Here is a 23215-nt window from a genome sequence, read left to right as displayed (position 1 = left end):
CGTGGTGCCTCGGAGAGCTAGCTCATCTGTGCATACCATTGACCCCACCCGCACGATCGGGGAGCATGACGCAACTGGCATCGCTGGCAGAGGGAGACGTTCATGGCTCGGGTCTTCTTTGACAAGGCCTCTCGCATCTATCCAGGCACCGACGTCCCCGCAGTGGATGCGTTGGACCTCGAGGTCAACGATGGCGAGTTCATGGTCCTGGTGGGTCCGTCCGGATGTGGCAAGTCGACCTCCCTGCGGATGCTCGCCGGCCTCGAGGGCGTCGACAAGGGCAGCATCTACATCGGTGACCGCGACGTCACCAACCTGCCGCCCAAGGACCGCGACATCGCGATGGTGTTCCAGAACTACGCGCTCTACCCGCACATGACCGTCGCCGACAACATCGGCTTCCACCTCAAGATCAAGCGGGTACCCAAGCCGCAGATCAGGGAGCGCGTGCAGGAGGCGGCCAAGCTGCTCGGTCTCGAGGACTTCCTCGACCGCAAGCCCGCCCGCCTGTCCGGTGGTCAGCGCCAGCGTGTCGCCATGGGTCGCGCGATCGTCCGCGCGCCGCAGGTCTTCCTGATGGACGAGCCGCTGTCCAACCTCGACGCCAAGCTGCGCGTCGCCACGCGCACCCAGATCGCCTCGCTGCAGCGGCGTCTCGGCGTCACCACCATCTACGTCACCCACGACCAGGTCGAGGCCATGACGATGGGTGACCGGGTCGCCGTGCTCAAGGACGGCCTCCTCCAGCAGGTCGACACCCCGCTGAAGCTCTACGAGAACCCGCAGAACGTCTTCGTCGCCGGCTTCATCGGCTCGCCCGCGATGAACCTCATTACCGGCGGGCTGACCGACGAGGGCGTCGACCTCAGCGGCTACCTCATCCCGCTCACGCCCGGTCAGCGCGCCAAGGTCACCGGCACCGACGTCGTCGTCGGCGCCCGGCCGGAGTCCGTGGTCATCGGCGCCGAGGGCGGCGAGGCCGAGGGCCTCAAGGCGACGGTCGAGCTCGTCGAGGAGCTCGGCTCCGACGCGTTCGCGTACTGCTCGGCGCACGTTCCCGGCCAGGAGGGCACGCAGGAGGTCACGGTCCGCTGCGACCCGCGCAACACGCCCGTGAAGGGGTCGTCGGTCGGCCTGCAGATCATGACCGACTCCGTGCACCTCTTCGACGGCGAGACCGGCGACCGCCTCGTCGACTGACCGACCCGAGCCGAAGCTCTGCCCGAACGTGGCGTCTCCCGCCGGGGGACGCCACGTTCGCTGTCGGTGCGTACGCGTAAAGTGACCGCGTCGACCGCTGCAGCGGGCCCGCCGGGTCCGCGTCTAATGACACGGGTGTAATTTGGTGCGTACGATGGGGCCGATCGAGTCGTCCGACCCGGAGGTTGTGCCACATGACGTTCGCCGCGCAATCGAGAGCCGCGACTGACGTGGTCGAGGAGCTTTCCGAGCGTGACGGAGAGATCCTGTCGTTCGAGCGCCAGTGGTGGAAGTACGCCGGCGCCAAGGAGCAGGCGATCCGTGAGCTGTTCTCCATGTCGGCCACCCGCTACTACCAGCTGCTCAACGCGCTGATCGACCGTCCCGAGGCCCAGGCCTTCGACCCCATGCTGGTCAAGCGTCTGCGGCGCATGCGCTCGTCCCGCCAGCGCGCCCGCTCCGCGCGGCGCCTCGGCACCACCGGCTGAGCCCGGACAGACACCCACACCACCCTCCCCGGGCAGGGCGACCACGTCCCTGTCCGGGTCAGTGCTGCGCGGTGGCGCTCCCGTCGGCCTGCTGCTTCTGCTGGCACGCCGGGCAGAATCTCGCGTGCGGGATCACCTCGAGGCGTTCCAGGGCGATCGGGCCCGCGCAGTCCTCGCAGGTGCCGTAGTGCCCCTCGTCGATGCGTGCGAGCGCGGCCTCGGTCTCGTGCAGCGCCCAGCGTGCGGCGTCGGCCAGCGCGGCGTCGACCTGGCGACGCTCCTGCGACTCGTCCGGCTCCGCATGCGCGATCAGGTCAGCGAGCTGCTCGGCACGGAAGGTGCGCTGTGCCTCCAGCTGCTCGCGCAGCGAAGGCAGTAGCTCGGCCAGCTTGTCGCGCCGGTGAAGGTGGGTGACGGCTCCGTTGTGGGCCTGCATGCTCAGTGCTGTCTGCCTCGGGCGGTCTGGCGACATCAGTGCTCCGGTCGTCCGTAGGACGCGCCGCTCCTGCGAGGGTGATACGCCGGTGCGGCGCCTAGGCGAGGGCGGAGCGACCCGGCGGCCCGCGGGAGAGGACGGCGGCGAGCCGCAGCCTGCGGCGTCCGGACGCCCCGGCGATCCAGACGGCGGTCGCCAGGAGCAGCGCCAGCAGGGTGAGCGTGACGGCACGGTCGGCCACCGGCCAGCCGACGTCGTCGGCAGTGGCGCGGTGCATCGCACCGGTGAAGAGCTTGGAGGTGTCCTTGACGACGTGCACGACCCCGTGCGTACGCACGCCGGCGTCGCCGGTGCTGAAGGTGCTGATGCCGGCGAGGACACAGCTGGCGAACGTCAGCACCAGGAGCAGGGCGCCTGTCCGATACCCCGTCTGCGTGGGCCGTCGTGCCATGGCTTCACCGTACGCGAGGATCGTCCTAGGTTGGTGATCTCCGACTGTGAGTTACCTGGGAGACAGGGCGATGTCCGACGCCGTCGACGTCCCGCGCACCGCGGCGGGCAGGGCCGGTCTGCGCGCGCTCCGTGACGACCCCACCCACGCGCTGGTGGCGACGGACTTCGACGGCACGCTGGCGCCGATCGTGGACGATCCGGAGCGGGCGCGGCCGGTCGAGGGCACCGCGGCGGTGCTGCGCGACCTCACCCGCGTGGTCGGCACGACCGCCGTCGTCACCGGCCGTCCCGCGGCGACGGCCGTGGCGTACGCGGGACTCGCGGAGCTCACCGGCGCTCCCGGTCTCGTCGTGCTCGGGCACTACGGCGACGAGCGGTGGACGGCGCGGACGGGCGCGTACGAGAACGCGACACCGCCGCCCGGCCTGGCCGCCGCGCGGGCGGAGATCCGCGTGCTGCTCCGTGACCCGGCGCTGCCCCCCGGCGTGACCGTCGAGGACAAGGGCACGTCGGTCGCCGTCCACCTGCGCAACGCCGCCGACCCGGCCGCCGCGGCCGCGGTGCTCGAGGCGCCGCTGCGTGACCTCGCCGGCCGCGCCGGGCTCGCCGTCCAGCCCGGTAGACACGTGTTCGAGCTGCGCGGGGCGAGTGGGGACAAGGGCACGGCGTTACGCGGTCTCGTCGCCGAGCGCGCGGCGACGGCGGTGCTGTTCGCGGGCGACGACCTCGGCGACCTGCCGGCGTTCGCGGCGGTCGAGGAGCTGCGTGCCGAGGGGATCCCCGGCCTCACCGTCGCGAGCGTCGGACCCGAGCCCGTCCCGCCGGTCACCGACCGTGCCGACCTCGTGCTCGACGGCCCCGTCGCCGTCGTCGCCTTCCTCCGCGCACTCGTCAGCAGCTGAGCGGTCAGTCGAGGGCGGCGACCTGGTCGGCGAACCAGCGTGCCGGCGGGAGCCGGGTGGCGGCCCGGGCGAGCCTGGTGCAGCGCCGGCCGCGTTCGTCGGCCGGCATGCACAGCGCCTCGTGCAGGGCGTCGGCGGTGCCGCTGACGTCGTACGGGTTGACGCAGACCGCGTCGGCGCCGAGCTCGTCGTACGCCCCCGCCTCCTGCGACAGCACCAGCGCCACACCCCGCTCGGAGAGCACCGGGCCCTCCTTCGCGACCAGGTTCATCCCGTCGCGGATGGGGTTGACGAGCAGGACGTCGGCGAGCCGGTAGGCGGCGAGCGACCTGGCGAAGTCGTCGTCGACCTGCAGCAGCAGCGGACGCCACTCGGGTGTCGCGAACTCGTTCTCGATCTCGCCGGCGAGACGCTGCACCGACGCGGTGTACTCGCGGTACTCGGGGAGATCGTGGCGGCTGGGGTACGCGAACGCCAGGTGCACGACGTTGCCGCGCCACTCCGGCCGCGTACGCAGCAGCTCCCGGTACGCCGCGAGCCCGCGCACGATGTTCTTGCTCAGCTCGGTGCGGTCGACCCGCACCAGCAGCTTGCGGTCGCCGACCTGCTCGCGCAGGGTACGCATGCGCGACGCCACGTCGGGCTCCGCCGCCCTGGCCTCGAGGAAGGCGCGGTCGCTGCCCAGCGGATGGATGCCCTGGCTCGTCGTCCGCCCCTCGTACGTGATCGTCGCCGCGTCCTCGTCGACCTTCGCCCCCAGCACGTCCACGCAGCAGGCGCCGAACGCTCTCGCCCACCGCGGGGAGAGGAAGCCCGTGTGGTCGGCGCCGAGCATCCCGTCGAGGAGCTCGCGACCGACGTCGTCGGGCAGCATCCGGAAGTAGTCGGGTGGCGCCCATGGCGTATGCGAGAAGTGGGCGATGCGCACGTCGGGGCGTCGCTCGCGCAGCATCCGCGGCGCGAGCGTGAGATGGTAGTCCTGGATCATCACCTTGGCGCCGGGGGCCGCCTCCTCGGCGAGTGCGTCGGCGAACGCCCTGTTGTACTCGACGTACCCCTCCCAGGCCGCGCGGAACCCGGCGTCGAACACCGGCCGCCGCGGGGTGTCGTACAGCATGTGGTGCACGAACCAGAGCGTCGAGTTCGCGATGACGTTGTACGCGCGGTGGAACGTGACCGGTGGGATCGCGAGCATCCGCACCGCGGTGTCACCCGTGTCGTGTCCGGCCCGGTCGAGCCTCCCGGCAGGAGCGGTGGCCGCGGCCCGGCGGTCGGTGTCGGACAGCGCCGCGCACACCCAGAGCACGTCGGTCGACCCCGCGACCGACGTCAGCCCGGAGACCAGCCCGCCGCCGCCGCGCCTGCCGGCGAGCTCGCCGCTGTCGTCGGTGTCGAACGAGATCGGGCCGCGGTTGGACGCGACGACGAGATCAGCCATGGCTCCCATGCTTCCGCACCGCCGGTGCGCGGTCGCAGCAGGTCGGTGGGCGAACATGCACGAGCAGTGAGTAGACGACTACCGGTGAGGGAATCCTGTTGCCACCGAGTAATCTCTCCCGAGCGCCCGTATCACGATCCGGATTCGTTTCGGCAGATGGTGTGGACCGCGCCGGGGAAGTAACTAGCCTCCCCAACAGTCATGACCGGAAGTACCCAGTCGAATCCCCGAGACACCGTGTCACCGGAAGTGGAGGCGCTTCATGTCGCTCGTGGCCTCCGGCGTCGGTGCCGGTCCTGAGGGGTCACAGGCGGAAGCGGGACTGGAACCGAAGGCGATCGAGGGCAAGTCCCTGGGCAGGCTCGCCTGGGCGCGCTTCCGTCACGACAAGGTCGGCATGGTCTCGCTCGTGGTGGTGGTGCTGCTGATCCTGGCGGCGATCATCGCCCCGATCGCGCACGCCCTCGGCCTCATCGACCCGTACACCTACCAGCAGGACCTGGTGCAGGGTGCGGGATCGATCCCGACGAAGCCGTGGGGCGGCATCGACGGCGACCACTGGCTCGGCGTCGAACCGCAGACCGGACGTGACGTCTTCTCGCGGTTGCTGCTCGGGCTCACGCTGGACATGTCGATCGTGATCTCCGCGGCGATCTGCACGGTGGCGCTCGGCACGGTCCTCGGCCTGGTCGCCGGCTACTTCGGCGGCCGTGTCGACTACCTGCTCGGGCGCCTGATGGACCTCGTGCTGGCGTTCCCGCTGCTGCTGATGCTGCTGGCGCTGTCCGTCGTGCTCGTCGACCGAATTGCGCAGATCACCCACATCCAGGGCAACGGCTCCAGGGTCATCTATCTGATCGTGGTCTTCGCGGCGTTCGGCTGGCCGTACTTCGCCCGCATCGTGCGCGGGCAGGTGCTGTCGTTGCGGGAGCGCGAGTTCGTCGACGCCGCCAGGTCGCTCGGCGCCCGGCCACGATGGGTGATCTTCAAGGAGCTGCTGCCCAACCTCTGGGCGCCCGTCCTGGTCTACGGCACGACGATCCTGCCGACCTACGTCGGCACCGAGGCGGCGCTGAACTTCCTCGGTGTCGGACTGGTGCCGCCGACGCCGACGGTGGGCAACATCCTCGCCGACTCGGTCAACTACGCCGCTCCGGTGCCCACATACTTCTTCATCCCCGGTGTCCTGCTGTGCATCGTCGTGCTGTCGTTCAACCTGCTCGGCGATTCGTTGCGAGACGCGCTCGACCCGAAGTCGAGCCGGTCGTGAACCCCGACCGGTCCATCCCAGCCCGCGGCGACCGCCGTGCGGCGACAGCGCCGGCTCGATCAGCCGGACGTAGCCCAAGGAGAGCCCGTACATGAGGCCGACAATCAGAAAGACCGTAGCCGGGGCAGGAGTCGCAGCCCTCGCGCTCACGCTCGCCGCGTGCGGCGGAGGAGGCGGTGATTCCGGAGGCGGTGAGTCGGGAGGCGCACCGCAGAAGGGGGGCACGCTGATCCTGCGGAACTTCGCCACCTTCGAGCACCTCGACCCGCAGCGGACGTACGTCGGCGCCGCCCTCAGCTTCATCAACAGGACGCTCTCGCAGACGCTGACCACCTTCCCGGCGAAGGAGGGCGCGCTGGGCAGCGACGAGCTGATCGGCGACGCCGCGACCGACACCGGCAAGCCCAGCGACGACCTCAAGACGTGGTCGTTCACCCTCCGCGACGGGCTGAAGTGGCAGGACGGCAAGGAGGTCACCTGCGAGGACTTCAGGTACGGCGCCTCGCGCACCTTCGCCACCGACCAGATCACCGGCGGCCCGAACTACCAGGTCCAGTGGCTCGACATCCCGACCGCGAAGGACGGCACGTCGGTCTACAAGGGGCCGTACAAGAAGACCGGACAGGCCGCGTACGACAAGGCCGTGACCTGTGACGGCAAGACCATCACCTACAAGCTGAACTCGCCGCACGCCGATTTCAACATGGCCGTGAACATGGGCGCGTTCTCCGCGTTCCGCAAGGACAAGGACGAGGGCGCCAAGTCCGACTTCAAGCCCTTCTCCAACGGCCCGTACAAGCTCCAGGGCACCTGGAACAAGGACAAGGGCGGCATCCTCGTCCGCAACGACCAGTGGGACCCCAAGGCAGACGCCGGCCTGCGCAAGGCCTACCCGGACAAGATCGACGTCCGGCTCGGCGACAAGACGGAGACCATCAGCCAGGCGCTGATCTCCGACTCCGGGGACGCGAAGGACACCGTGTCGTACAGCCGGGTGGCGCCGTCCATGGTCTCCACCGCGCAGAGCAGTGCGAACGCCAAGAAGCGCCTGGTGACCGACGTCGCCCCGTACACCGACTACCTGTTCTTCAACCTGACGAAGATGAAGAACGCCAAGGTGCGCGAGGCCGTCGCGACGGCGTTCGACAAGCAGGCGTACGCCACGACGAGCGGTGGCGAGACCGCGATGGAGCCGGCGACCGGTGGCGTCATCAACCCCACCCTGCCGGACGCGTTCGCGAAGTTCGACCCGTTCGACGCGGGCGCCAAGGGTGACCCGGCGAAGGCGAAGCAGATGCTGCAGGAGGCGGGCGTCAAGACCCCGTACCCGCTGACGTACACCTACCGCGGCTCGGCGACGCAGGACAAGGTGTCGGCGGGCATCCAGGAGGCGCTCAAGAAGGCCGGCTTCGACATCAAGCTGAAGAAGGTCCCCGAGAGCAGCGACTACTACGCGAAGGTCCAGGACCCCAAGTTCCTCGCTGACGTCGACATCGGCTGGGGCTCGTGGGGTGCCGACTGGCCGTCGGCCTCGACGGTCGTGCCCGCGCTGTACACCGGCCAGCAGGTCGAGAAGGTGAGCCGGGGCCAGAACTACTCCGGGTTCAAGGACGCCGACTTCGACAAGCGGGTCAGGGAGAACTACTCGACGACCGACCCGAAGGAAGCCGAGAAGAAGTGGACCGAGCTCGACCAGGAGGTCATCGAGAAGACGGTGATCTACCCGATGGGCTACAACACGTTCACCTACCTCTACGGGTCGAACGTGAAGGGCTTCGTCTTCAACCAGGCGCAGGGTGCGTGTGTCGACCTGGCCGTCATCTCGGTGAAGTGACGAAGTGACCAGGTGAGGTAGGACGACAGTTCTGCCGGACCAGGGGGTCGGGGACGGCCGGTCAGGCCGTCCCCGACCCGCGCACACCGGAGTGAGTGGGGAGCGAGGCGTCGATGTACCAGTTCGTGATCCGGCGCGTGCTGACGATCTTCGTGATGTTGTTCGCCGTCAGCGTCGTGACGTTCCTGCTCTTCTTCGTGTCGCCGAACAATCCGGCCGCCCTCACCTGCGGCCAGCGCTGCACACCGGAGATCATCGAGGCAAACAGTCGCGCGCTCGGCCTGGACCGGCCGGCGGTCGTGCAGTACGGGGACTTCGTCAAGGGCCTGTTCGTCGGGCGCGACTTCCCCGACGACCCGCTGATCAAGAAGAACGCGCCGGAGACTGTGACACACTGTCCGGCGCCGGCGCTCGGCTTCTCGTTCAGCGACGAGGTGTGCGTCACCGCGCAGGTCACGAGCAGGCTGCCGGTCACGATCTCGATCGCGGTGGGAGCGTTCGTGCTCTGGATCGCCTTCGGCGTGGGCTTCGGCGTGCTCGCCGCGCTCCGCAGGGGCCGGTTCGTCGACCGTGCCGCGACCGCCGTCTCGCTTGTCGCCTACTCGCTGCCGACGTTCTTCATCGGCCTCACGCTCTACAACATCGTGGCGATCAAGTACGGCTGGCTGCCGACGCCGGGCTACATACCGATCACGGAGGATCCGCTGGCCTGGGCGCAGGGCATGGTCGCACCGTGGATCACGCTGGCCGCGGTGTTCGCCGCCATGTACGTGCGACTCACCCGCGCGACCATGCTCGAGACGCTGTCGGAGGACTTCGTCCGCACCGCCAGGGCCAAGGGCCTGAGGAGACCCGTGGTCGTGGTGAAGCACGCGCTGCGCGCGGCGCTGACCCCCATCGTCACGATCGCCGGCCTCGACCTGGGCGCGGTCATCGCGGGTGCGGCGATCACCGAGACCGTGTTCAACATGGACGGCGTCGGCAAGCTGGCCGTCGACTCGATCGTGGAGGCGGACCTCCCGGTCATCGTGGCGACCGTGCTCCTCTCGTCGTTCGTCATCGTGACCTTCAACTTCATCGTCGACATCCTGTACGCGGTCATCGACCCGAGGGTGAGGCTGACATGAGCGTCACCGAGGCGGTGGGGCGGCCGGCGCCGACGGACCAGGCGTTCCTCGAGGTCCACGACCTGCGGGTGCACTTCCCGACCGACGACGGCCTGGTGAAGGCGGTCGACGGTCTCTCGTTCACGGTGGAACCCGGCCAGACGCTGGGCATCGTGGGCGAGTCCGGATCGGGCAAGTCGGTGACGAGCCAGGCGATCCTCGGCCTGCACAAGGGCAGCAAGGCACACGTGAGCGGCGAGATCCTCTTCGACGGCCGCGACCTCATGCAGATCTCCGAGGACCAGATGCGGCAGTTGCGCGGCCAGGAGATCTCGATGATCTTCCAGGACCCGCTGTCGGCCCTGCACCCGTACTACACGGTCGGCAGCCAGATCGCCGAGGCGTACCGCGTGCACAACAACGTCGGCAAGCAGGCGGCGAGGAAGCGTGTCATCGAGATGCTCGACCGGGTCGGCATCCCCAACCCGGCGCTGCGGCTGAAGGAGTACCCGCACCAGTTCTCGGGCGGGATGCGACAGCGCGCGATGATCGCGATGGCGCTGGTGTGCGACCCTCGCCTGCTCATCGCCGACGAGCCGACGACCGCGCTCGATGTGACCGTGCAGGCACAGATCCTCGAGCTGATGAAGGACCTGCAGCGCGAGTTCAATTCCGCGATCATCCTCATCACCCACGACCTCGGCGTCGTGGCGGAGACCTGCGACTCGGTCGTCGTCATGTACGGCGGCCAGTGCGTCGAAACGGGCCAGGTCGGCGACATCTTCTACCGCCCCGAGATGCCGTACTCCTGGGGTCTGCTGGGTTCGATGCCGCGGATGGACCGCACGCGCACCGAGCGACTGAACCCGATCAAGGGTCAGCCGCCGTCGCTGATCCAGGTGCCGAAGGGATGCGTCTTCCACCCGCGGTGCGTGTACCAGGACCAGGTGCCCGAGCCGGGCTCGTGCACCACCGCGCACCCCGAGCTCGAGCTCGTCACGGGCGACCACGCCGTACGGTGTCACCTCGACGTGGACACGCGCCGCCGGATCTGGTCCGAGCAGATCTCGCCCACGCTCTGAAGGGACCGACAGTGACCGACGTCAGTGAGCGCGACGGCGCCGCGGTGCACCCGGCGGCGGACGATCCGCAGGCACTGCTCGCCGTCGACGGCCTCAAGGTGCACTTCCCGATCAGGCGCGGGATCGTGTTCAAGCGGCAGGTGGCCTCGGTGCGCGCGGTCGACGGAGTGTCGTTCTCGGTGCGGCCGGGGGAGACCCTCGGTCTGGTCGGTGAGTCCGGTTGCGGGAAGACGACCACCGGCCGCGCCATCACCCGGCTGATCGACCCTACGGGCGGGTCGGTCAAGTTCCAGGGCACGGAGGTCGCCCGTCTCTCGCGCAGCCAGATGCAGCCGCTGCGCCGCGAGCTGCAGATGATCTTCCAGGACCCGTACTCGTCGCTCAACCCCCGGCACCCGATCGGCACGATCGTTGGTGCGCCGTTCAAGATCCAGGGGGTGCAGCCGGAGGGCGGCATCAAGGCCGCGGTGCAACGGCTGCTCGAACGCGTCGGCCTCAGCCCCGAGCACTACAACCGCTACCCGCACGAGTTCTCCGGCGGTCAGCGGCAACGCATCGGCCTCGCCCGAGCGCTCGCCCTGCAGCCCAAGCTGATCGTCTGCGACGAGCCGGTGTCGGCCCTGGACGTCTCGGTGCAGGCGCAGGTCGTCAACCTGATGGAGGACCTCCAGGACGAGTTCGGCATGGCGTACGTCTTCGTCGCGCACGACCTCTCGGTCGTGCGGCACATCTCCGACCGCGTGGCGGTGATGTACCTGGGGCACATCATGGAGCTGGCCGACCGCGACGTGCTCTACACCACGCCGATGCACCCGTACACGCATGCCCTGATGTCCGCGGTGCCGGTGCCCGACCCGAACAAGGAGACGCAGCGCGAACGCATCCTGCTGCGCGGCGACCTGCCCAGCCCGGTCGACCCGCCGAGCGGCTGCGTCTTCCACACTCGCTGCTCGAAGTACCGCGAGGTCCTGTCGGAGGACGAGCAGGTCCGCTGCCGCGACGAGATCCCGCCGCTGGAGATCAAGCGGACCGGCCACTTCGCGGCGTGCCACTACCCCGAGGTGCGCGAGGACATCGCCCACGCCGAGGACACCGGCGTCGAGGCCGCACCCGCCCCCTGACACCTCGGCGAGAGCAGCCGCCAGCCATCCGGCCCGCAACACGTGAGGGGCACCCTCACCGTGTCAGGGCACGGTGAGGGTGCCCCTCACGGGCTCTGGCACGGTGAGGGCGCTCACCGCCGGTCGGGGTAGCCGCCGTCGGCCAGGCCGGCTTGGCGTTCGAACACGTTCGCCGACGCCCAGTCGCCGGTACGGGCCTTCGACCACAGCGCCGCGACGCCGTACGCCGGGAGCAGCAGCAGGCCGAGGAACGCGTACTGCGTCGCGTGTCTCGCTTCGTGGACCATCAGGCGGGAGTCGCCCGGGAGCGGTGTCCTGGCGACGACGGCGTTGCCGAGCGTGAAGGCCCGCGCGACCGGGAAGCCGAGCCGGTAGCCGGAGCCGACGACCAGGCCGTCGGGACCCCGCGCGAACCGCGCGCCGCCGACCCGACCGACGGCGAGGCCGAGCGGCGTCGTCAGGTTGACGGCGTTCAGCACCTGTCGCACGCGGTGACGGGTTCGCACCGCACCAGTGTCCCGTCGTCCCGGCCCCGTCGTCCAGATGGTGGACAGCTAGGCTGGGCATCGACAACTGAAGACTCATCCAGAGGGGCAGAGGGACCGGCCCGTTGAAGCCCCGGCAACCCTCCCGGCGACCGTCTCGTACCTCGCGAGGCCGGCCGGGAACGGTGCCAACTCCGGCCTGCCAGCCGCGAAGTCCGCGGCCAGGACAGATGAGGAAGGGCTTCGCACCTTGAACACTCAGCCAGACGCGCACGCGTTCGGACCCGCGCGCAACCTCGCGTGTCGCGAGTGCGGCCAGACCTACGATCTCGGTCCCCGGTACGCCTGCGAGCTGTGCTTCGGGCCGCTCGAGGTCGCCTACGAGTTCGCCGGCGTGACCCGCGAGTCGATCGCGGCCGGGCCGCGGAACATCTGGCGCTACCGGGGCCTGCTGCCGGTGTCCGACCGCATCGCGGAGATCCCGAGCATCGAGCCCGGCTGCACGCGGCTCGTCCGCGCCGACGGGCTCGCGCACGCGCTCGGCATGCGCAGCCTCTGGCTGAAGGACGACACCGGCAACCCGACGCACTCGTTCAAGGACCGGGTCGTGGCCGTGGCGCTCGCCGCGGCGCGCGAGCTCGGCTTCAAGGTGCTCGCGTGCCCGTCGACCGGCAACCTCGCCAACGCCGTCGCGGCGGCGTCCGCGCGCGGCGGCATCAGGTCGGTCGTCCTGGTGCCGCACGACCTCGAGCACCAGAAGATCACGATGACCGCGGTCTACGGCGGCACGCTGTTCGCCGTCGAGGGCAACTACGACGACGTCAACCGGCTGGCCTCGGAGCTCGCCGGCGAGTACGAGGACTGGGCGTTCGCCAACGTCAACGTCCGTCCGTACTACGCCGAGGGCTCCAAGACGCTCGGCTACGAGATCGCCGAGCAGCTCGGCTGGCGGCTGCCCGACCAGATCGTCGTCCCCGTCGCCTCCGGGTCGCAGCTCACCAAGATCGACAAGTCGTTCGGCGAGCTCACCAAGCTCGGCCTGGTCGACGACAAGCCCTACAAGGTGTTCGCCGCGCAGGCCACCGGGTGCTCGCCGGTCGCGCAGGCGTACAAGGCGGGGCTCGACATCGTGCAGCCCGTACGGCCCGACACCATCGCCAAGTCGCTCGCGATCGGCAACCCCGCCGACGGCCCGTACGTGCTCGACATCGCGCGCCGCACGGGCGGCGCGGTCGAGGACGTCGACGACGCCGAGATCGTCGAGGCGATCCAGCTGCTCGCCCGCACCGAGGGCATCTTCGCGGAGACGGCGGGCGGGGTGACCATCGCCGTGCTGAAGAAGCTCCTCGAGGCCGGCGCGATCGACCCCGAGGCCGACACCACCGCGATCGTCAGCGGTGACGGCCTCAAGACTCTCGACGCGGTCAGCGACGTCGCCCGCCCCGCGGCGACGATCGAGCCGAGCGTCGAAGCGTTCCGCAGTGTCTCCTCGAAGGTGGGTGTCTCGTGAGTGTGTCCGTCCGGATCCCGACGATCCTCCGTCCGCTGACCGGTGGTGCGGCGGAGGTGGCAGCCGAGGGCGAGACCCTGGCGGGTGTGCTCGACCGGCTGGAGGCGGACCACCCGGGCCTCAAGGCGCGCGTCCTCGACGACGCCGGCAAGGTGCGCAGGTTCGTCAACGTGTACGTCGGCGAGGAGGACGTCCGCTTCGCGCAGGGCCTCGACACCCCGACGCCCGCGGGTTCGCAGATCTCGATCATCCCCGCCGTCGCCGGCGGCTGACGGCCGAGGTCCGGCTCAGCTCAGCTGGCTGCGGATCTCGTTCGCGAGCTCCTGCGCCTCGGCCTTGTCGTCCAGCGGGGCGCGCGTGGCGTACTGCACGACGTAGACGCGGCCGTCGGGTGAGTCGAAGTTTCGGCGGACGACGAGGTGGTAGTACTCGTCGCCCTCGACCTCGGCGTAGTAGGTGCCCGTCGCGAGCTGCCGCAACCGGTACGACGGCAGGTCCCACCGCTCACGGAACCGCTTGTCGAACGTGGGTGCGTCGGCGGCGAGGCACTTGCCGCACACTCGCCAGGCGAAGTCGACGCGCAACGGTGAGGTCGCGGCCGTCTCGCTACCCGTCGGCCGGCTGAACGCCTGCGAGAAGGCGATGTCCTGCTCGGGAGCGGGCGTGGTCGTGCGCCACGCCTTGCCTGCCACGCGGAACGAGAACGGGACGTTGGGGCTCAGCACCTTGGCGCCCTTCGGTGCCGAGAAGGTGGGACCGACGATCCTGATCGGCGTGGCGTCGCGGTCGAGCCCGGTGCGGAACGGCCGCGGCATCGACGAGATGAACGGCTCGGGCGCCAGGGTCGTTGGGCTCGGGAGCGGCGGGCGCGCACCGTCGCGGGTCCTGGCGGCGAGCTCCGCCGACGCCTTGGCCAGGCCTGCCGTCTCCCCGTTCCCGTGGCCGATCGCGCCCGCCACCAGGCTTGCGATCACGGTGATCGGGAGGAGCAGCACGAAGACGTTCCACGGGCTGCGCGCCGCGGGACGCGCCTCGGGCGGCAGGGCGGTCGCCGGTGCGTCCGTGCCCGGGGTCGGCGGGGTGGGCGTGGGATCGGTCATCGCATCGCCGCCAGGACCTCGCGCGCCACGGTGATGGCGGCACTCTCGGTGTCGGACCGGTCGGCGAGCCAGGTCGTGTAGACCACCGTCACCACGGTGTCGCCGTACTGCACGTGGACCTGGGTCTCCCACCGTGCCCGGCCGGCACGCCTGACGTCGACCGTCGCGGCGTCGCCGAGACCCTCGAGCGGCTCGCCGTCCTGGGACATCGTCTCCCGCGCCTTCGTCATCGCGGTCCGCGCCGCCTCGGTGGCGCTCGTCTCGGCGTCGGCCCCGAAGCGGTCGACGGTGATCAGGAGCGCCGCCTTGTTGTACGTGCTGGCCTTGCGCTCGTTCGTCCGCATCTCGCAGCGGGACTGCTGGTGCCGGTCGTCGATCATGCGCCGCTCGCTGCCGACCGGCAGCGACACGGGCACCAGGCGTCCGCGGGTGTCGGAGCGAAGGAGCGCACAGGGGTTCTCCGGGGCGGTGCGGGGGGCCACCTCGGGCTCGGCGCTCGCCGTGCGGCCGTAGCCGATCGCGTATCCGGCGCCGAAGCCGGCGGCGACGCACAGGGCGACGAGCGCGGCGGTGAGGTAGCCCACCAGTATCCGTTGCGTTCGGCCCAACACCTGTGCCCCAGCTCGGCCCCGAGTCCCACCTGACCGCGCTAGCGTACCGGGGGATGCCCCGGGTTCTCGCCCGGCGCAGCGGACGCCCGACTTGCACTCGCCTCGGGCGAGTGCTAAACATTCCTTAGCACTCTCATAGGGAGAGTGACAGCACGTCGCCGATCGGGCGGTGAGGCTCGGGCCGTACGGCGGAAGGGTCGTCGCACGCCGGGCCGTCCGTCGCGGGCACCGGTCCGAATTCGGACGTGCGTGTGAGCCACCCGACAGGGAGGACCCACCCGTATGGCCAAGATGATCGCGTTCAACGAGGAGGCCCGCCGGGCTCTCGAGCGCGGTATGGACGCCCTCGCCGACGCCGTGAAGGTAACGCTCGGACCCAAGGGCCGCAACGTCGTTCTCGACAAGAAGTGGGGTGCCCCCACCATCACCAACGATGGTGTGAGCATCGCCAAGGAGATCGAGCTCGAGGACCCCTGGGAGAAGATCGGCGCCGAGCTCGTCAAAGAGGTCGCCAAGAAGACCGACGACGTGGCCGGTGACGGCACGACGACGGCGACCGTTCTCGCGCAGGCACTCGTTCACCACGGCCTCCGCAACGTGGCCGCCGGCGCCAACCCGATGTCCCTGAAGAAGGGCATCGAGGTCGCCGTCGAGCGCGTCTCCGAGGAGCTCTCGAAGCAGAGCAAGGACGTCGAGACCAAGGAGCAGATCGCCTCGACGGCGTCGATCTCCGCGGCCGACCCGAGCGTCGGCGAGATCATCGCCGAGGCGATGGACAAGGTCGGCAAGGAAGGCGTCATCACCGTCGAGGAGAGCAACACCTTCGGCCTCGAGCTCGAGCTCACCGAGGGTATGCGCTTCGACAAGGGGTACGTGTCCGGTTACTTCGTGACCGACAACGACCGCATGGAAGCAGTGCTCGACGAGCCGTACATCCTGCTCCACCAGGGCAAGATCGCGGCCGTCAAGGACATGCTTCCGGTTCTGGAGAAGGTCATGCAGGGCGGCAAGTCGCTGCTGATCATCTCCGAGGACGTCGAGGGCGAGGCACTCGCCACCCTCGTGGTCAACAAGATCCGTGGCACCTTCAAGTCGGTCGCCGTCAAGGCTCCCGGCTTCGGTGACCGGCGCAAGGCGATGCTCCAGGACATGGCGATCCTCACCGGTGGCCAGGTCATCAGCGAAGACGTCGGTCTCAAGCTCGAGAACACCGACATCGAGCTGCTGGGCAAGGCGCGCAAGGTCGTCGTGACCAAGGACGAGACCACGATCGTCGACGGCTCCGGTGACGCTGAGCAGATCCAGGGACGGGTCAACGAGATCCGTAACGAGATCGAGAACAGCGACTCCGACTACGACCGCGAGAAGCTGCAGGAGCGGCTGGCCAAGCTGGCCGGCGGCGTTGCGGTGATCAAGGTCGGCGCCGCGACCGAGGTCGAGCTGAAGGAGCGCAAGCACCGCATCGAGGACGCCGTTCGCAACGCGAAGGCGGCCGTCGAGGAGGGTGTTCTTCCCGGTGGCGGCGTCGCGCTGCTCGCCGCGGAGAGCGCGTTCGAGAAGCTGGACCTGGAGGGCGACGAGCTCACCGGTGCGCTGATCGTCAAGAGCGCACTGGAGGCACCGACCAAGCAGATCGCGCACAACGCCGGTCTCGAGGGCGGTGTGATCGTCGAGAAGATCCGTTCGCTGGGTGCAGGCATGGGCCTGAACGCGGCGACCGGGGAGTACGTCGACATGATGAAGGCCGGCATCATCGAGCCGGCCAAGGTCACCCGTTCTGCGCTGCAGAACGCCGGGTCGATCGCTGCTCTGTTCCTCACCACCGAGGCAGTTGTCGCCGACAAGCCCGAGAAGAACGCGGCTCCGGCCGCACCGGGTGGCGGTGACATGGACTTCTGAGCTCACGCTCAGCGGTTCTCTCGTTCGAAGGGCGGTCCCGTGAGGGCCGCCCTTCGGCATGTCCGGGTACGGTCACGCCGGTCGGCGCCGCGCCTCGCGTGCGGTCCAGACCAGGGTGAGCAGGGCGAGCGCGGCGACGGCGACCAGCAGCACGCCGGGCGGGGCCACGGCCTGGAGGGCGGCGAGCAGGAACGGCGCGGCGAAGCCGAGGTACGTGACGGCCTGGAACAGTGCGGTGAGGGCACCGAGCTCGCGCGGCGCGGCGAGCCGCGTGACCTCGGTCAGGCCGCACACCATGCAGCCGCCGTAGCCGACGCCGAGGACGACCGCGGCGACGAGTACCGCGGCGGGGTGGCGGACCGTCGCCGCCACGGCGGCGAGCAGGAGTCCCGCCGTCATGGTCGTGAGCGCGGCCACGAGCAGCCGCCGGCTCCCCGGCCGGTCGATCCGGCGCGCGACCGGCTGGACGAGCACCCCGGCCATCGCGGTGACCAGCGACGCGAGGCCACCGAACGCCATCGCGAGGCCGTGCACGCGGGACGCGACCAGGCCGGGCAGGTAGGCGAGCGCGATCGTGGCGCCCCCGAACACCCATGGCGCCAGCGGGACGACGACGCGCAGGAAGCGCGGATGCCGATGCGCGGTCACCGCGCCTCGCTCCTGGTCGCTCGCCGAGGTGATCACGGTCTCGGGCGTCCGCCAGGCCAGCGGGACGGCGACGGCCGCCAGCACCAGGTGGGGGACGTAGGGCAGCACCCCGGGCGCGGGACCCCACTGCGCCAGCACGCCCGCGACAAGTGGCCCGACACCGAAGCCGGTGGTCATCGCGATGGTCGCTCGGCGGGCGCCGGCGCCGTCCGGGGCGTCGGCGTACGGGGCGCTCGACAGCTCCTTGATCCATGCGGTGCCCGCGCTGAAGGCGGCGCCGCTCGCGACGCCCGCCACGAACCGGCCCACGAAGAGCCAGCCCACGCCGTGCAGGCCGAGGGTCAGGACGACGGTCGCGGCCAGGGAGATCGCCAGGGCCGGGAGGACGACGCGACGCCTGCCGTGGCGGTCGGAGATCGGTCCGCCCACCAGTAGCCCGGGGATCAGTCCCGCCGCGTACAGGCCGAACGTGGCCTGCACCGTCGGCATGCCGACCGCGAGCTCGAGGCGGTAGAAGGGCAGGAGCGACGCGAACTGGTTGGCGCCCCAGCCCACCGCGCAGACCGAGAGTGCGGCGTACCACCAGGAACCGCTCCGCGTTCTCGGCACGGTCACCGCTCTCGAGGCCATCGTGCCAGCCTCGCCGAGCGACCGCTCCGCGCCCAGTGGCAGGACCGACATTGTGTGCGAGGTCACTGCCGAGCGCCTGCAGTAGGTCGTTCCGGATCTCGGGCGGCGCCGGCTGAGCGGTGAGCTCAGAGCGTGAAGAGGTACGGCTGACCCGGCTGGGCCTCGCGGGCGGCCGCGCTACGGTGACGGCGGAACCAGGTGCGCCGCCAGGCGGGCGGTGCCTCGGCGGGCTGGTAGGGCGACAGGTGGACGTCGACCGACTGGTCCCAGTCGGCGGTGAGGACGGGCCTCTGATGAGTGTCGAACATGTGTTCGAGCCTACCAGTGACCGGCCCCCTCGCACCACGGGCGCCTGAGAGTTCGCGCGGTCCTTGTATCGTCGGGAGCCCGACACGCCAGGGGAGCCCGTGAGCGCCACGATCGTCCTGCTGCACGCCATGGGGGCGAGCCACCGGATGTGGCGCGCGCAGGCCGAGGCGCTCGGTGACCGCTACGAGGTGCTCGCGCCCGACCTGCCAGGACACGGCGCGACGGGAGGGCGGTTCACTCTGGTGGCGGCCGTCGACCAGCTGCGTGAACTGCTGCGCGACCGTCCGTCACCCGCTCACCTGGTGGGGGCGTCGCTCGGCGCCAACGTCGCGCTCCGGGTCGCTCTCGACGAGCCGGGTCTGGTCGCGAGCCTGGTGCTGTCCGGCGCCGCCGTCCGGATGTCGCGTGCCGGTGTGACGGTCCAGCGCGCTGTCACCGCGGTGCTGCCGCTGTCGGTGACGTCGGAGATGTCCGCGACGATCGTGCGTCCGGCCGACGACCGCGACCGCGCCGCGTTCGTCGACGACATCAGGCGCGCGGGCAAGCGGACCCAGGCCGACGCGCTGCGCGAGCTGAGGCACGACCACCTCGAGCCGCGGCTCGGCGACGTCGGCGTCCCTGCGCTCGTCTGCTGCGGCGCCGCCGACACGTCCAACCTGGCATCGGCCCGGTTGCTCGCCGCATGCCTGCCGGACGCGACGCTGCGGATCGTCCCCGGCGGCGGCCACCTGTGGAACCTGCAGCACCCCGACCTGTGCACGCGCACCGTCGACGAGTTCGTGAGCGCGGTGACGAGCGCCCAGTAGGGTGCCCTGGTGAGCAGGGTCTTGATCGTGACCGGTGCGAGCCGCGGCATCGGGGCGGCGACCGCGCGGCTCGCGGCGAGCCGCGGCTGGGACGTCGCCGTCGCGTACCGGCGGCAGGAGGCGGAGGCCGAGGCGGTCGTGGCCGCATGCGAGTCCGCGGGCCGCCGCGCGATCGCCGTCCGAGCCGACGTCGGCAGCGAGCGCGACGTGCTGCGGCTGTTCGACACGACCACGGCAGAGCTCGGCCCGGTGACCGGGCTGGTCAACAACGCCGGTGCCGTCGAGTCCAGGCAGCGGCTCGAGGACGTGTCGCTCGACCGCCTCGAACGCGTCGTCGCGGTGAACCTGCTGGGTCCGTTCCTGTGTGCCCGCGAGGCCGTCCGCCGCATGTCGCCGAGGTACGGCGGCACGGGCGGGGCGATCGTCAACATCTCCTCCATCGCGGCGACGCTCGGCGCGCCAGGGGAGTGGGTCGACTACGCGGCCGCGAAGGCGGGCGTCGACACGCTGACCGTCGGGCTCGCCAAGGAGGTCGCCGCCGACGGCATCAGGGTCAACTCCGTACGCGCCGGCCTCGCCGACACCGGCTTCCACGCGCTCGCCGGCGAGCCCGGCCGGGTCGAGCGGATGGCTCCCACCATCCCGATGGGCAGGGCGGGTGCTCCCGAGGAGTTCGCCGCGGCGATCATCTGGCTACTGTCCGACGAGGCGTCGTACGTGACCGGCGCGAGCCTCGACGTCGGCGGCGGCCGCTGACGAGCCTCCTAGGCTGGCCCTGTGACCCTTCTGGTGGATCCTTCCGTCTGGCCGGCGCACGGCCGGCTGTGGTGCCACCTGGTCAGCGACGAGTCGTTCGACGAGCTGCACGCCTTCGCCGGCGCGCTCGGCTTCCCGCCGCGGGCGTTCCACCGCGATCACTACGACGTGCCGGCGGAGCGGCGCGACGAGGTCGTCCGCGCGGGAGCGGTGCAGGTGCCGTCGCGCGAGCTCGTCCGCCGGATCGCCGACGCCGGCCTGCGCAGGCGGATGCCACCAAGGTCACGTCACGGTTCGGGCCCGGACGGGGCAGGCTGAGAGCATGACCGACGAGCAGCCCGCACCGCGCGAGCGTGAGGAGACGCTGTCCTCGCTGCTCGGCGGCCGCGGCGGCGCCCTCGACGCCAGCCTGCCGCCGGCCGCGTTCGTCATCGGCTGGCTCGCGAGCGGTAGGTCGATCGCCTGGGGCGCGGCCGCGGCGATCGCCGTCGGCGTGGTCGTCGCCGTGGTACGCGTCGCGCGCGGGACGAAGCCGCGCGCGGCGGTCGTCAGTGTCACGCTCGTGACGATCGGCGCGGTGGTCGCCCTGCGCACCGGTCGCGCCGCCGACTTCTTCCTCGTCCAGCTGCTCACCAACGTCGCGAGCGCGCTGCTGTGGGCGGCGAGCATCGTGGTCCGCTGGCCGCTGCTCGGCGTCGTCGTCGGTCTCGTCCTCGGCCAGCGCACGAGATGGCGCCGCGACCGCGACCTGCTGCGCGCGTACGGCCGGGCCAGCTGGCTGTGGGTCGGCCAGTACGTCCTGCGGGTCGCCGTCTACACCCCGCTGTACCTCGCCGACCAGGTCGTCGCGCTCGGCGCTGCGCGGGTCGCGATGAGCTGGCCGCTCCAGATCGCCTGCCTGGCCGCGAGCTGGTGGGTGCTGCGCCGCGCCCTGCCCGCCGGCCACCCGGGCCTGCGCCGCCCCCGTACCGAGCCCGCGGACTCGGCCTCGACGGGGGACTAGGCGGCCTCACCGACGCCACGTGGACGCTTCGTGTGGGCTATGGCCAATGCGATGCGTCCACGTGGGGGTCATGGGCGGCCAGGGGCTCGGGCAGCGGTTCGGCGTGGACGACGGCGAGCGCTGAGACCGCGCGGGTGAGCACGACGTAGAGGCGGTGCAGGCCGCGGGGCTCTGCCGCGACGATCTCGGCGGGTTCCACGACGACGACGCGGTCGAACTCCAGGCCCTTGGCGATGGTGGCGGGCACGAGGCTGAGGCTCAGGTCGGTGTCCTCGTCGGTCTCGGCGCCGAGCGGGCGGTACGCGAGGCCGGCCTGCTCGAGCGCACGTGCCAGCCGCTCCACGCGGGAGTCGGCGGCGATGAGCCCGACGGAGCCCTCCGCGGCGAGCGCGGTGCGGCACGCGGCGACGGTCTCTGCGTCGACCCCGGCCTCGGGCACGTCGCGGACGTCGAGCGCGCCGGCGGAGGTGCGCGCGGACCGGGCAGGCGCGAGCGCGGGGGCGATCGCCGGGAGCAGCCGGGTGGCGAACGCGATGATCTGCCGGGGCACGCGGTACCCCATCGTCAGCTCCTCGACGAGGGCGTTCGGGCGGCCGAGGTGGGCGAGTGCCTCGTCCCACGTCGACGTGGCCCACGGCGTCGTGCCCTGGGCCAGGTCGCCGAGCACCGTCGCCGACCCGGTGCTGCATCGCCGGCCGACGGCCCGCAACTGCATGGGCGACAGGTCCTGCGCCTCGTCGAGGACGACGTGGCCGAGGCTCGGGGTGCGTTCGACGAGGTCCTGGGCCTCGTCGACGAGTGCGGCGTCGGCGAGGCTCCACTTCGCGGTGCCCGCGCTGCGCGGCGCCTTCGCCCAGAGCAGCCGCCGCTGCTCCTCCTCGTCGAACAGCCCGTCGGCGTTCGCGGCGAGGAACTGGGCGTCGGACAGCAGCCGGTGCACCACGACCCTGGGGTCGACCTTCGGCCACGCGACGTCGACGAGGTCGCGCACGGGCTTGCTGCGCGCGACGGATGCCTGCACACGGTCGTCGGGCGACTCGCCAGCGGCCTCCATCCGGGTGAGCACCACGTGCGCGACGCGTTGCGCGAGCATTCGTCGCGCCGCGTCGTAGCGCACGTCGCGACCGAGCAGCTGCTCGACGATCTCGGCGAGCTCGTACGACGGAATGCGCCAGCGGCGTGACCCGTGCGTGAAGACGAAGCCCTCGTCGGGCGGGTGGACGTTCGAGCGCACCGCGCGCCGGAGTACCTCGGCCATCCGCGCGGAACCCTTGAGCCTGGCGGTCTCCGGGTCGTCCGCCGCGCGGACGCGGACGGCGTCGAGCAGCTCGTCGAGGGTCTGCTGCCGCACGTCGAGCTCGCCGAGGGCGGGCAGCACGCCCTTGATGTAGCCGAGGAACGCGCGGTTGGGGCCGATGACGAGGACGCCGGAGCGGGTGAGACGGTCGCGGAACGCGTACAGCAGGAACGCGGCGCGGTGCAGGCCGACGGCGGTCTTCCCCGTGCCGGGAGCGCCCTGGACGCAGATCGTGGTCGCGAGGTCGGCGCGCACGATCGCGTCCTGCTCCGGCTGGATCGTCGCCACGATGTCGCGCATCGGGCCGACGCGCGGGCGTTCGATCTCCTCCTGCAGGATCGTGCTCGGGTCGTGCCGTGACGCCGCGTCGAACGTCTCGTCCTCGAACGCGGTCAGTGCGCCCTTGGTGAAGCCGAACCGGCGTCGCCGCTCCAGCTGCATGGGTTCGGTCGCGCTCGCCCGGTAGAAGGCGAGCGACACCTCGGCGCGCCAGTCGACGACGACGGGATCGCCGCGGTCGTCGGTGACGTGACGGCGCCCGACGTAGTAGGTGTCACGCGGTGCGCGGGTGTCGATGCGGCCGAAGAACAGCGGGGTCTCCGGGTCGTCCTTCAACGCCTCGGCGCGGTAGTACAGCGCCGCGTCGAGGTACGCCTGCGACACGGCGTCGCCCGCGTCCGCCTTCAGCGACTGGACGTGTGCGCGCATCCGGGCCAGGCAGTCGCGGGCCGTGGCGAGGTGGCGCTGCTCGGCGGTCAGATCGTCGTGGTGGTGGTCCTCGTGGGCAGGGGATTGGGCAGGCCGCGGCATGGGAGTCCTCGGTCAGGGGTG

General features: G+C 70.9%; 24 protein-coding genes and 1 riboswitch. Of the genes, 15 read left to right on the top strand and 9 right to left on the bottom strand.

Annotated features, from left to right (window positions below; translation table 11 throughout):
- Window positions 1–102 precede the first annotated feature (102 nt).
- Window positions 103–1200 (top strand): sn-glycerol-3-phosphate ABC transporter ATP-binding protein UgpC, encoded by a 1098-nt coding sequence (gene ugpC / locus GEV10_05450; protein MQA77916.1) that lies wholly within the window; start codon window positions 103–105, stop codon window positions 1198–1200.
- Between the two features lie 194 nt (window positions 1201–1394).
- Window positions 1395–1688: a DUF3263 domain-containing protein gene (locus tag GEV10_05445; protein ID MQA77915.1), complete on the top strand. Its 294-nt coding sequence runs from the start codon at window positions 1395–1397 to the stop codon at window positions 1686–1688.
- 58 nt (window positions 1689–1746) lie between these two features.
- Here the strand turns inward: GEV10_05445 and GEV10_05440 are convergent, their stop codons facing one another.
- The gene (locus tag GEV10_05440; protein ID MQA77914.1) at window positions 1747–2124 is read right to left on the bottom strand and encodes a hypothetical protein; all 378 of its coding nucleotides are present in this window, start codon (window positions 2122–2124) and stop codon (window positions 1747–1749) included.
- Between the two features lie 97 nt (window positions 2125–2221).
- Window positions 2222–2575: a hypothetical protein gene (locus GEV10_05435; protein MQA77913.1), complete on the bottom strand. Its 354-nt coding sequence runs from the start codon at window positions 2573–2575 to the stop codon at window positions 2222–2224.
- Between the two features lie 70 nt (window positions 2576–2645).
- On the opposite strand from GEV10_05435, the gene otsB reads away from it, so the two are divergent.
- Entirely contained in the window at window positions 2646–3479 is an 834-nt protein-coding gene (gene otsB / locus GEV10_05430) for a trehalose-phosphatase (GenBank protein ID MQA77912.1), read from the top strand.
- Window positions 3480–3483: 4 nt separating this feature from the next.
- Here the strand turns inward: otsB and GEV10_05425 are convergent, their stop codons facing one another.
- The gene (locus GEV10_05425) at window positions 3484–4917 is read right to left on the bottom strand and encodes a trehalose-6-phosphate synthase (protein MQA77911.1); all 1434 of its coding nucleotides are present in this window, start codon (window positions 4915–4917) and stop codon (window positions 3484–3486) included.
- Between the two features lie 262 nt (window positions 4918–5179).
- Between GEV10_05425 and GEV10_05420 the strand changes: the two genes are divergently transcribed.
- From GEV10_05420 to GEV10_05400, 5 genes are all read left to right on the top strand, one after another.
- Window positions 5180–6187: an ABC transporter permease subunit gene (locus tag GEV10_05420; protein MQA77910.1), complete on the top strand. Its 1008-nt coding sequence runs from the start codon at window positions 5180–5182 to the stop codon at window positions 6185–6187.
- 91 nt (window positions 6188–6278) lie between these two features.
- The gene (locus GEV10_05415) at window positions 6279–8021 is read left to right on the top strand and encodes an ABC transporter substrate-binding protein (GenBank protein MQA77909.1); all 1743 of its coding nucleotides are present in this window, start codon (window positions 6279–6281) and stop codon (window positions 8019–8021) included.
- Window positions 8022–8134: 113 nt separating this feature from the next.
- Window positions 8135–9148, top strand: coding sequence for an ABC transporter permease subunit (locus tag GEV10_05410; GenBank protein MQA77908.1), 1014 nt, complete (start codon window positions 8135–8137; stop codon window positions 9146–9148).
- Window positions 9145–10209 (top strand): ATP-binding cassette domain-containing protein, encoded by a 1065-nt coding sequence (locus tag GEV10_05405; GenBank protein ID MQA77907.1) that lies wholly within the window; start codon window positions 9145–9147, stop codon window positions 10207–10209. Before GEV10_05410 ends, GEV10_05405 begins: the two co-directional genes overlap by 4 nt.
- Before the next feature lie 11 nt (window positions 10210–10220).
- Window positions 10221–11330 carry an ATP-binding cassette domain-containing protein gene (locus GEV10_05400; GenBank protein MQA77906.1) on the top strand — a complete coding sequence of 370 codons (1110 nt, stop codon included), beginning with the start codon at window positions 10221–10223 and terminating at the stop codon, window positions 11328–11330.
- Window positions 11331–11443: 113 nt separating this feature from the next.
- On the opposite strand, the gene GEV10_05395 is transcribed toward GEV10_05400, so the two are convergent.
- Window positions 11444–11836, bottom strand: coding sequence for a hypothetical protein (locus GEV10_05395; GenBank protein MQA77905.1), 393 nt, complete (start codon window positions 11834–11836; stop codon window positions 11444–11446).
- A gap of 72 nt (window positions 11837–11908) precedes the next feature.
- A riboswitch (SAM riboswitch) is annotated at window positions 11909–12052 on the top strand.
- Window positions 12053–12065: 13 nt separating this feature from the next.
- Between GEV10_05395 and GEV10_05390 the strand changes: the two genes are divergently transcribed.
- Window positions 12066–13325 carry a threonine synthase gene (locus tag GEV10_05390; GenBank protein ID MQA77904.1) on the top strand — a complete coding sequence of 420 codons (1260 nt, stop codon included), beginning with the start codon at window positions 12066–12068 and terminating at the stop codon, window positions 13323–13325.
- Window positions 13322–13597, top strand: a complete 276-nt coding sequence (locus GEV10_05385) for a molybdopterin synthase sulfur carrier subunit (GenBank protein MQA77903.1) — start codon at window positions 13322–13324, stop codon at window positions 13595–13597. The genes GEV10_05390 and GEV10_05385 overlap by 4 nt, the downstream gene beginning before the upstream one ends.
- A 15-nt stretch (window positions 13598–13612) precedes the next feature.
- Here the strand turns inward: GEV10_05385 and GEV10_05380 are convergent, their stop codons facing one another.
- Together GEV10_05380 and GEV10_05375 are read right to left on the bottom strand one after the other, a co-directional pair.
- Window positions 13613–14425 (bottom strand): hypothetical protein, encoded by an 813-nt coding sequence (locus GEV10_05380; protein ID MQA77902.1) that lies wholly within the window; start codon window positions 14423–14425, stop codon window positions 13613–13615.
- A complete protein-coding gene (locus GEV10_05375; GenBank protein ID MQA77901.1) occupies window positions 14422–15009 on the bottom strand; it encodes a hypothetical protein in 588 nt (195 codons plus the stop codon). The genes GEV10_05380 and GEV10_05375 overlap by 4 nt, the downstream gene beginning before the upstream one ends.
- A gap of 309 nt (window positions 15010–15318) precedes the next feature.
- Here GEV10_05375 and groL point away from each other — a divergent pair, with 309 nt between their 5' ends.
- Window positions 15319–16935 carry a chaperonin GroEL gene (gene groL / locus GEV10_05370; protein MQA77900.1) on the top strand — a complete coding sequence of 539 codons (1617 nt, stop codon included), beginning with the start codon at window positions 15319–15321 and terminating at the stop codon, window positions 16933–16935.
- Window positions 16936–17007: 72 nt separating this feature from the next.
- Here the strand turns inward: groL and GEV10_05365 are convergent, their stop codons facing one another.
- Both GEV10_05365 and GEV10_05360 read right to left on the bottom strand, forming a co-directional pair.
- Window positions 17008–18213 (bottom strand): MFS transporter, encoded by a 1206-nt coding sequence (locus GEV10_05365; GenBank protein ID MQA77899.1) that lies wholly within the window; start codon window positions 18211–18213, stop codon window positions 17008–17010.
- A gap of 125 nt (window positions 18214–18338) precedes the next feature.
- The gene (locus GEV10_05360) at window positions 18339–18521 is read right to left on the bottom strand and encodes a hypothetical protein (protein MQA77898.1); all 183 of its coding nucleotides are present in this window, start codon (window positions 18519–18521) and stop codon (window positions 18339–18341) included.
- 99 nt (window positions 18522–18620) lie between these two features.
- Between GEV10_05360 and GEV10_05355 the strand changes: the two genes are divergently transcribed.
- Genes GEV10_05355 through GEV10_05340 form a run of 4 tightly spaced genes read left to right on the top strand, consistent with a single transcriptional unit; the run spans window position 18621 to window position 21087 of the window.
- Window positions 18621–19328 (top strand): alpha/beta fold hydrolase, encoded by a 708-nt coding sequence (locus tag GEV10_05355; protein MQA77897.1) that lies wholly within the window; start codon window positions 18621–18623, stop codon window positions 19326–19328.
- 6 nt (window positions 19329–19334) lie between these two features.
- On the top strand, window positions 19335–20084 hold the full coding sequence (locus tag GEV10_05350; GenBank protein MQA77896.1) for an SDR family oxidoreductase: 750 nt from the start codon (window positions 19335–19337) through the stop codon (window positions 20082–20084).
- 21 nt (window positions 20085–20105) lie between these two features.
- Complete coding sequence (locus GEV10_05345; GenBank protein ID MQA77895.1) at window positions 20106–20402, top strand: DUF4031 domain-containing protein; 297 nt, start codon at window positions 20106–20108, stop codon at window positions 20400–20402.
- Window positions 20403–20406: 4 nt separating this feature from the next.
- Complete coding sequence (locus GEV10_05340) at window positions 20407–21087, top strand: DUF3159 domain-containing protein (GenBank protein MQA77894.1); 681 nt, start codon at window positions 20407–20409, stop codon at window positions 21085–21087.
- 37 nt (window positions 21088–21124) lie between these two features.
- On the opposite strand, the gene GEV10_05335 is transcribed toward GEV10_05340, so the two are convergent.
- A complete protein-coding gene (locus tag GEV10_05335) occupies window positions 21125–23194 on the bottom strand; it encodes an AAA family ATPase (GenBank protein MQA77893.1) in 2070 nt (689 codons plus the stop codon).
- Window positions 23195–23215 lie beyond the last annotated feature (21 nt).

The organism is Streptosporangiales bacterium, from assembly GCA_009379955.1.
GTDB lineage: Bacteria > Actinomycetota > Actinomycetes > Streptosporangiales > WHST01 > WHST01.
Note: the sequence above shows the minus strand (reverse complement) of the source record. Positions and strands in the feature narration are given on the sequence as shown.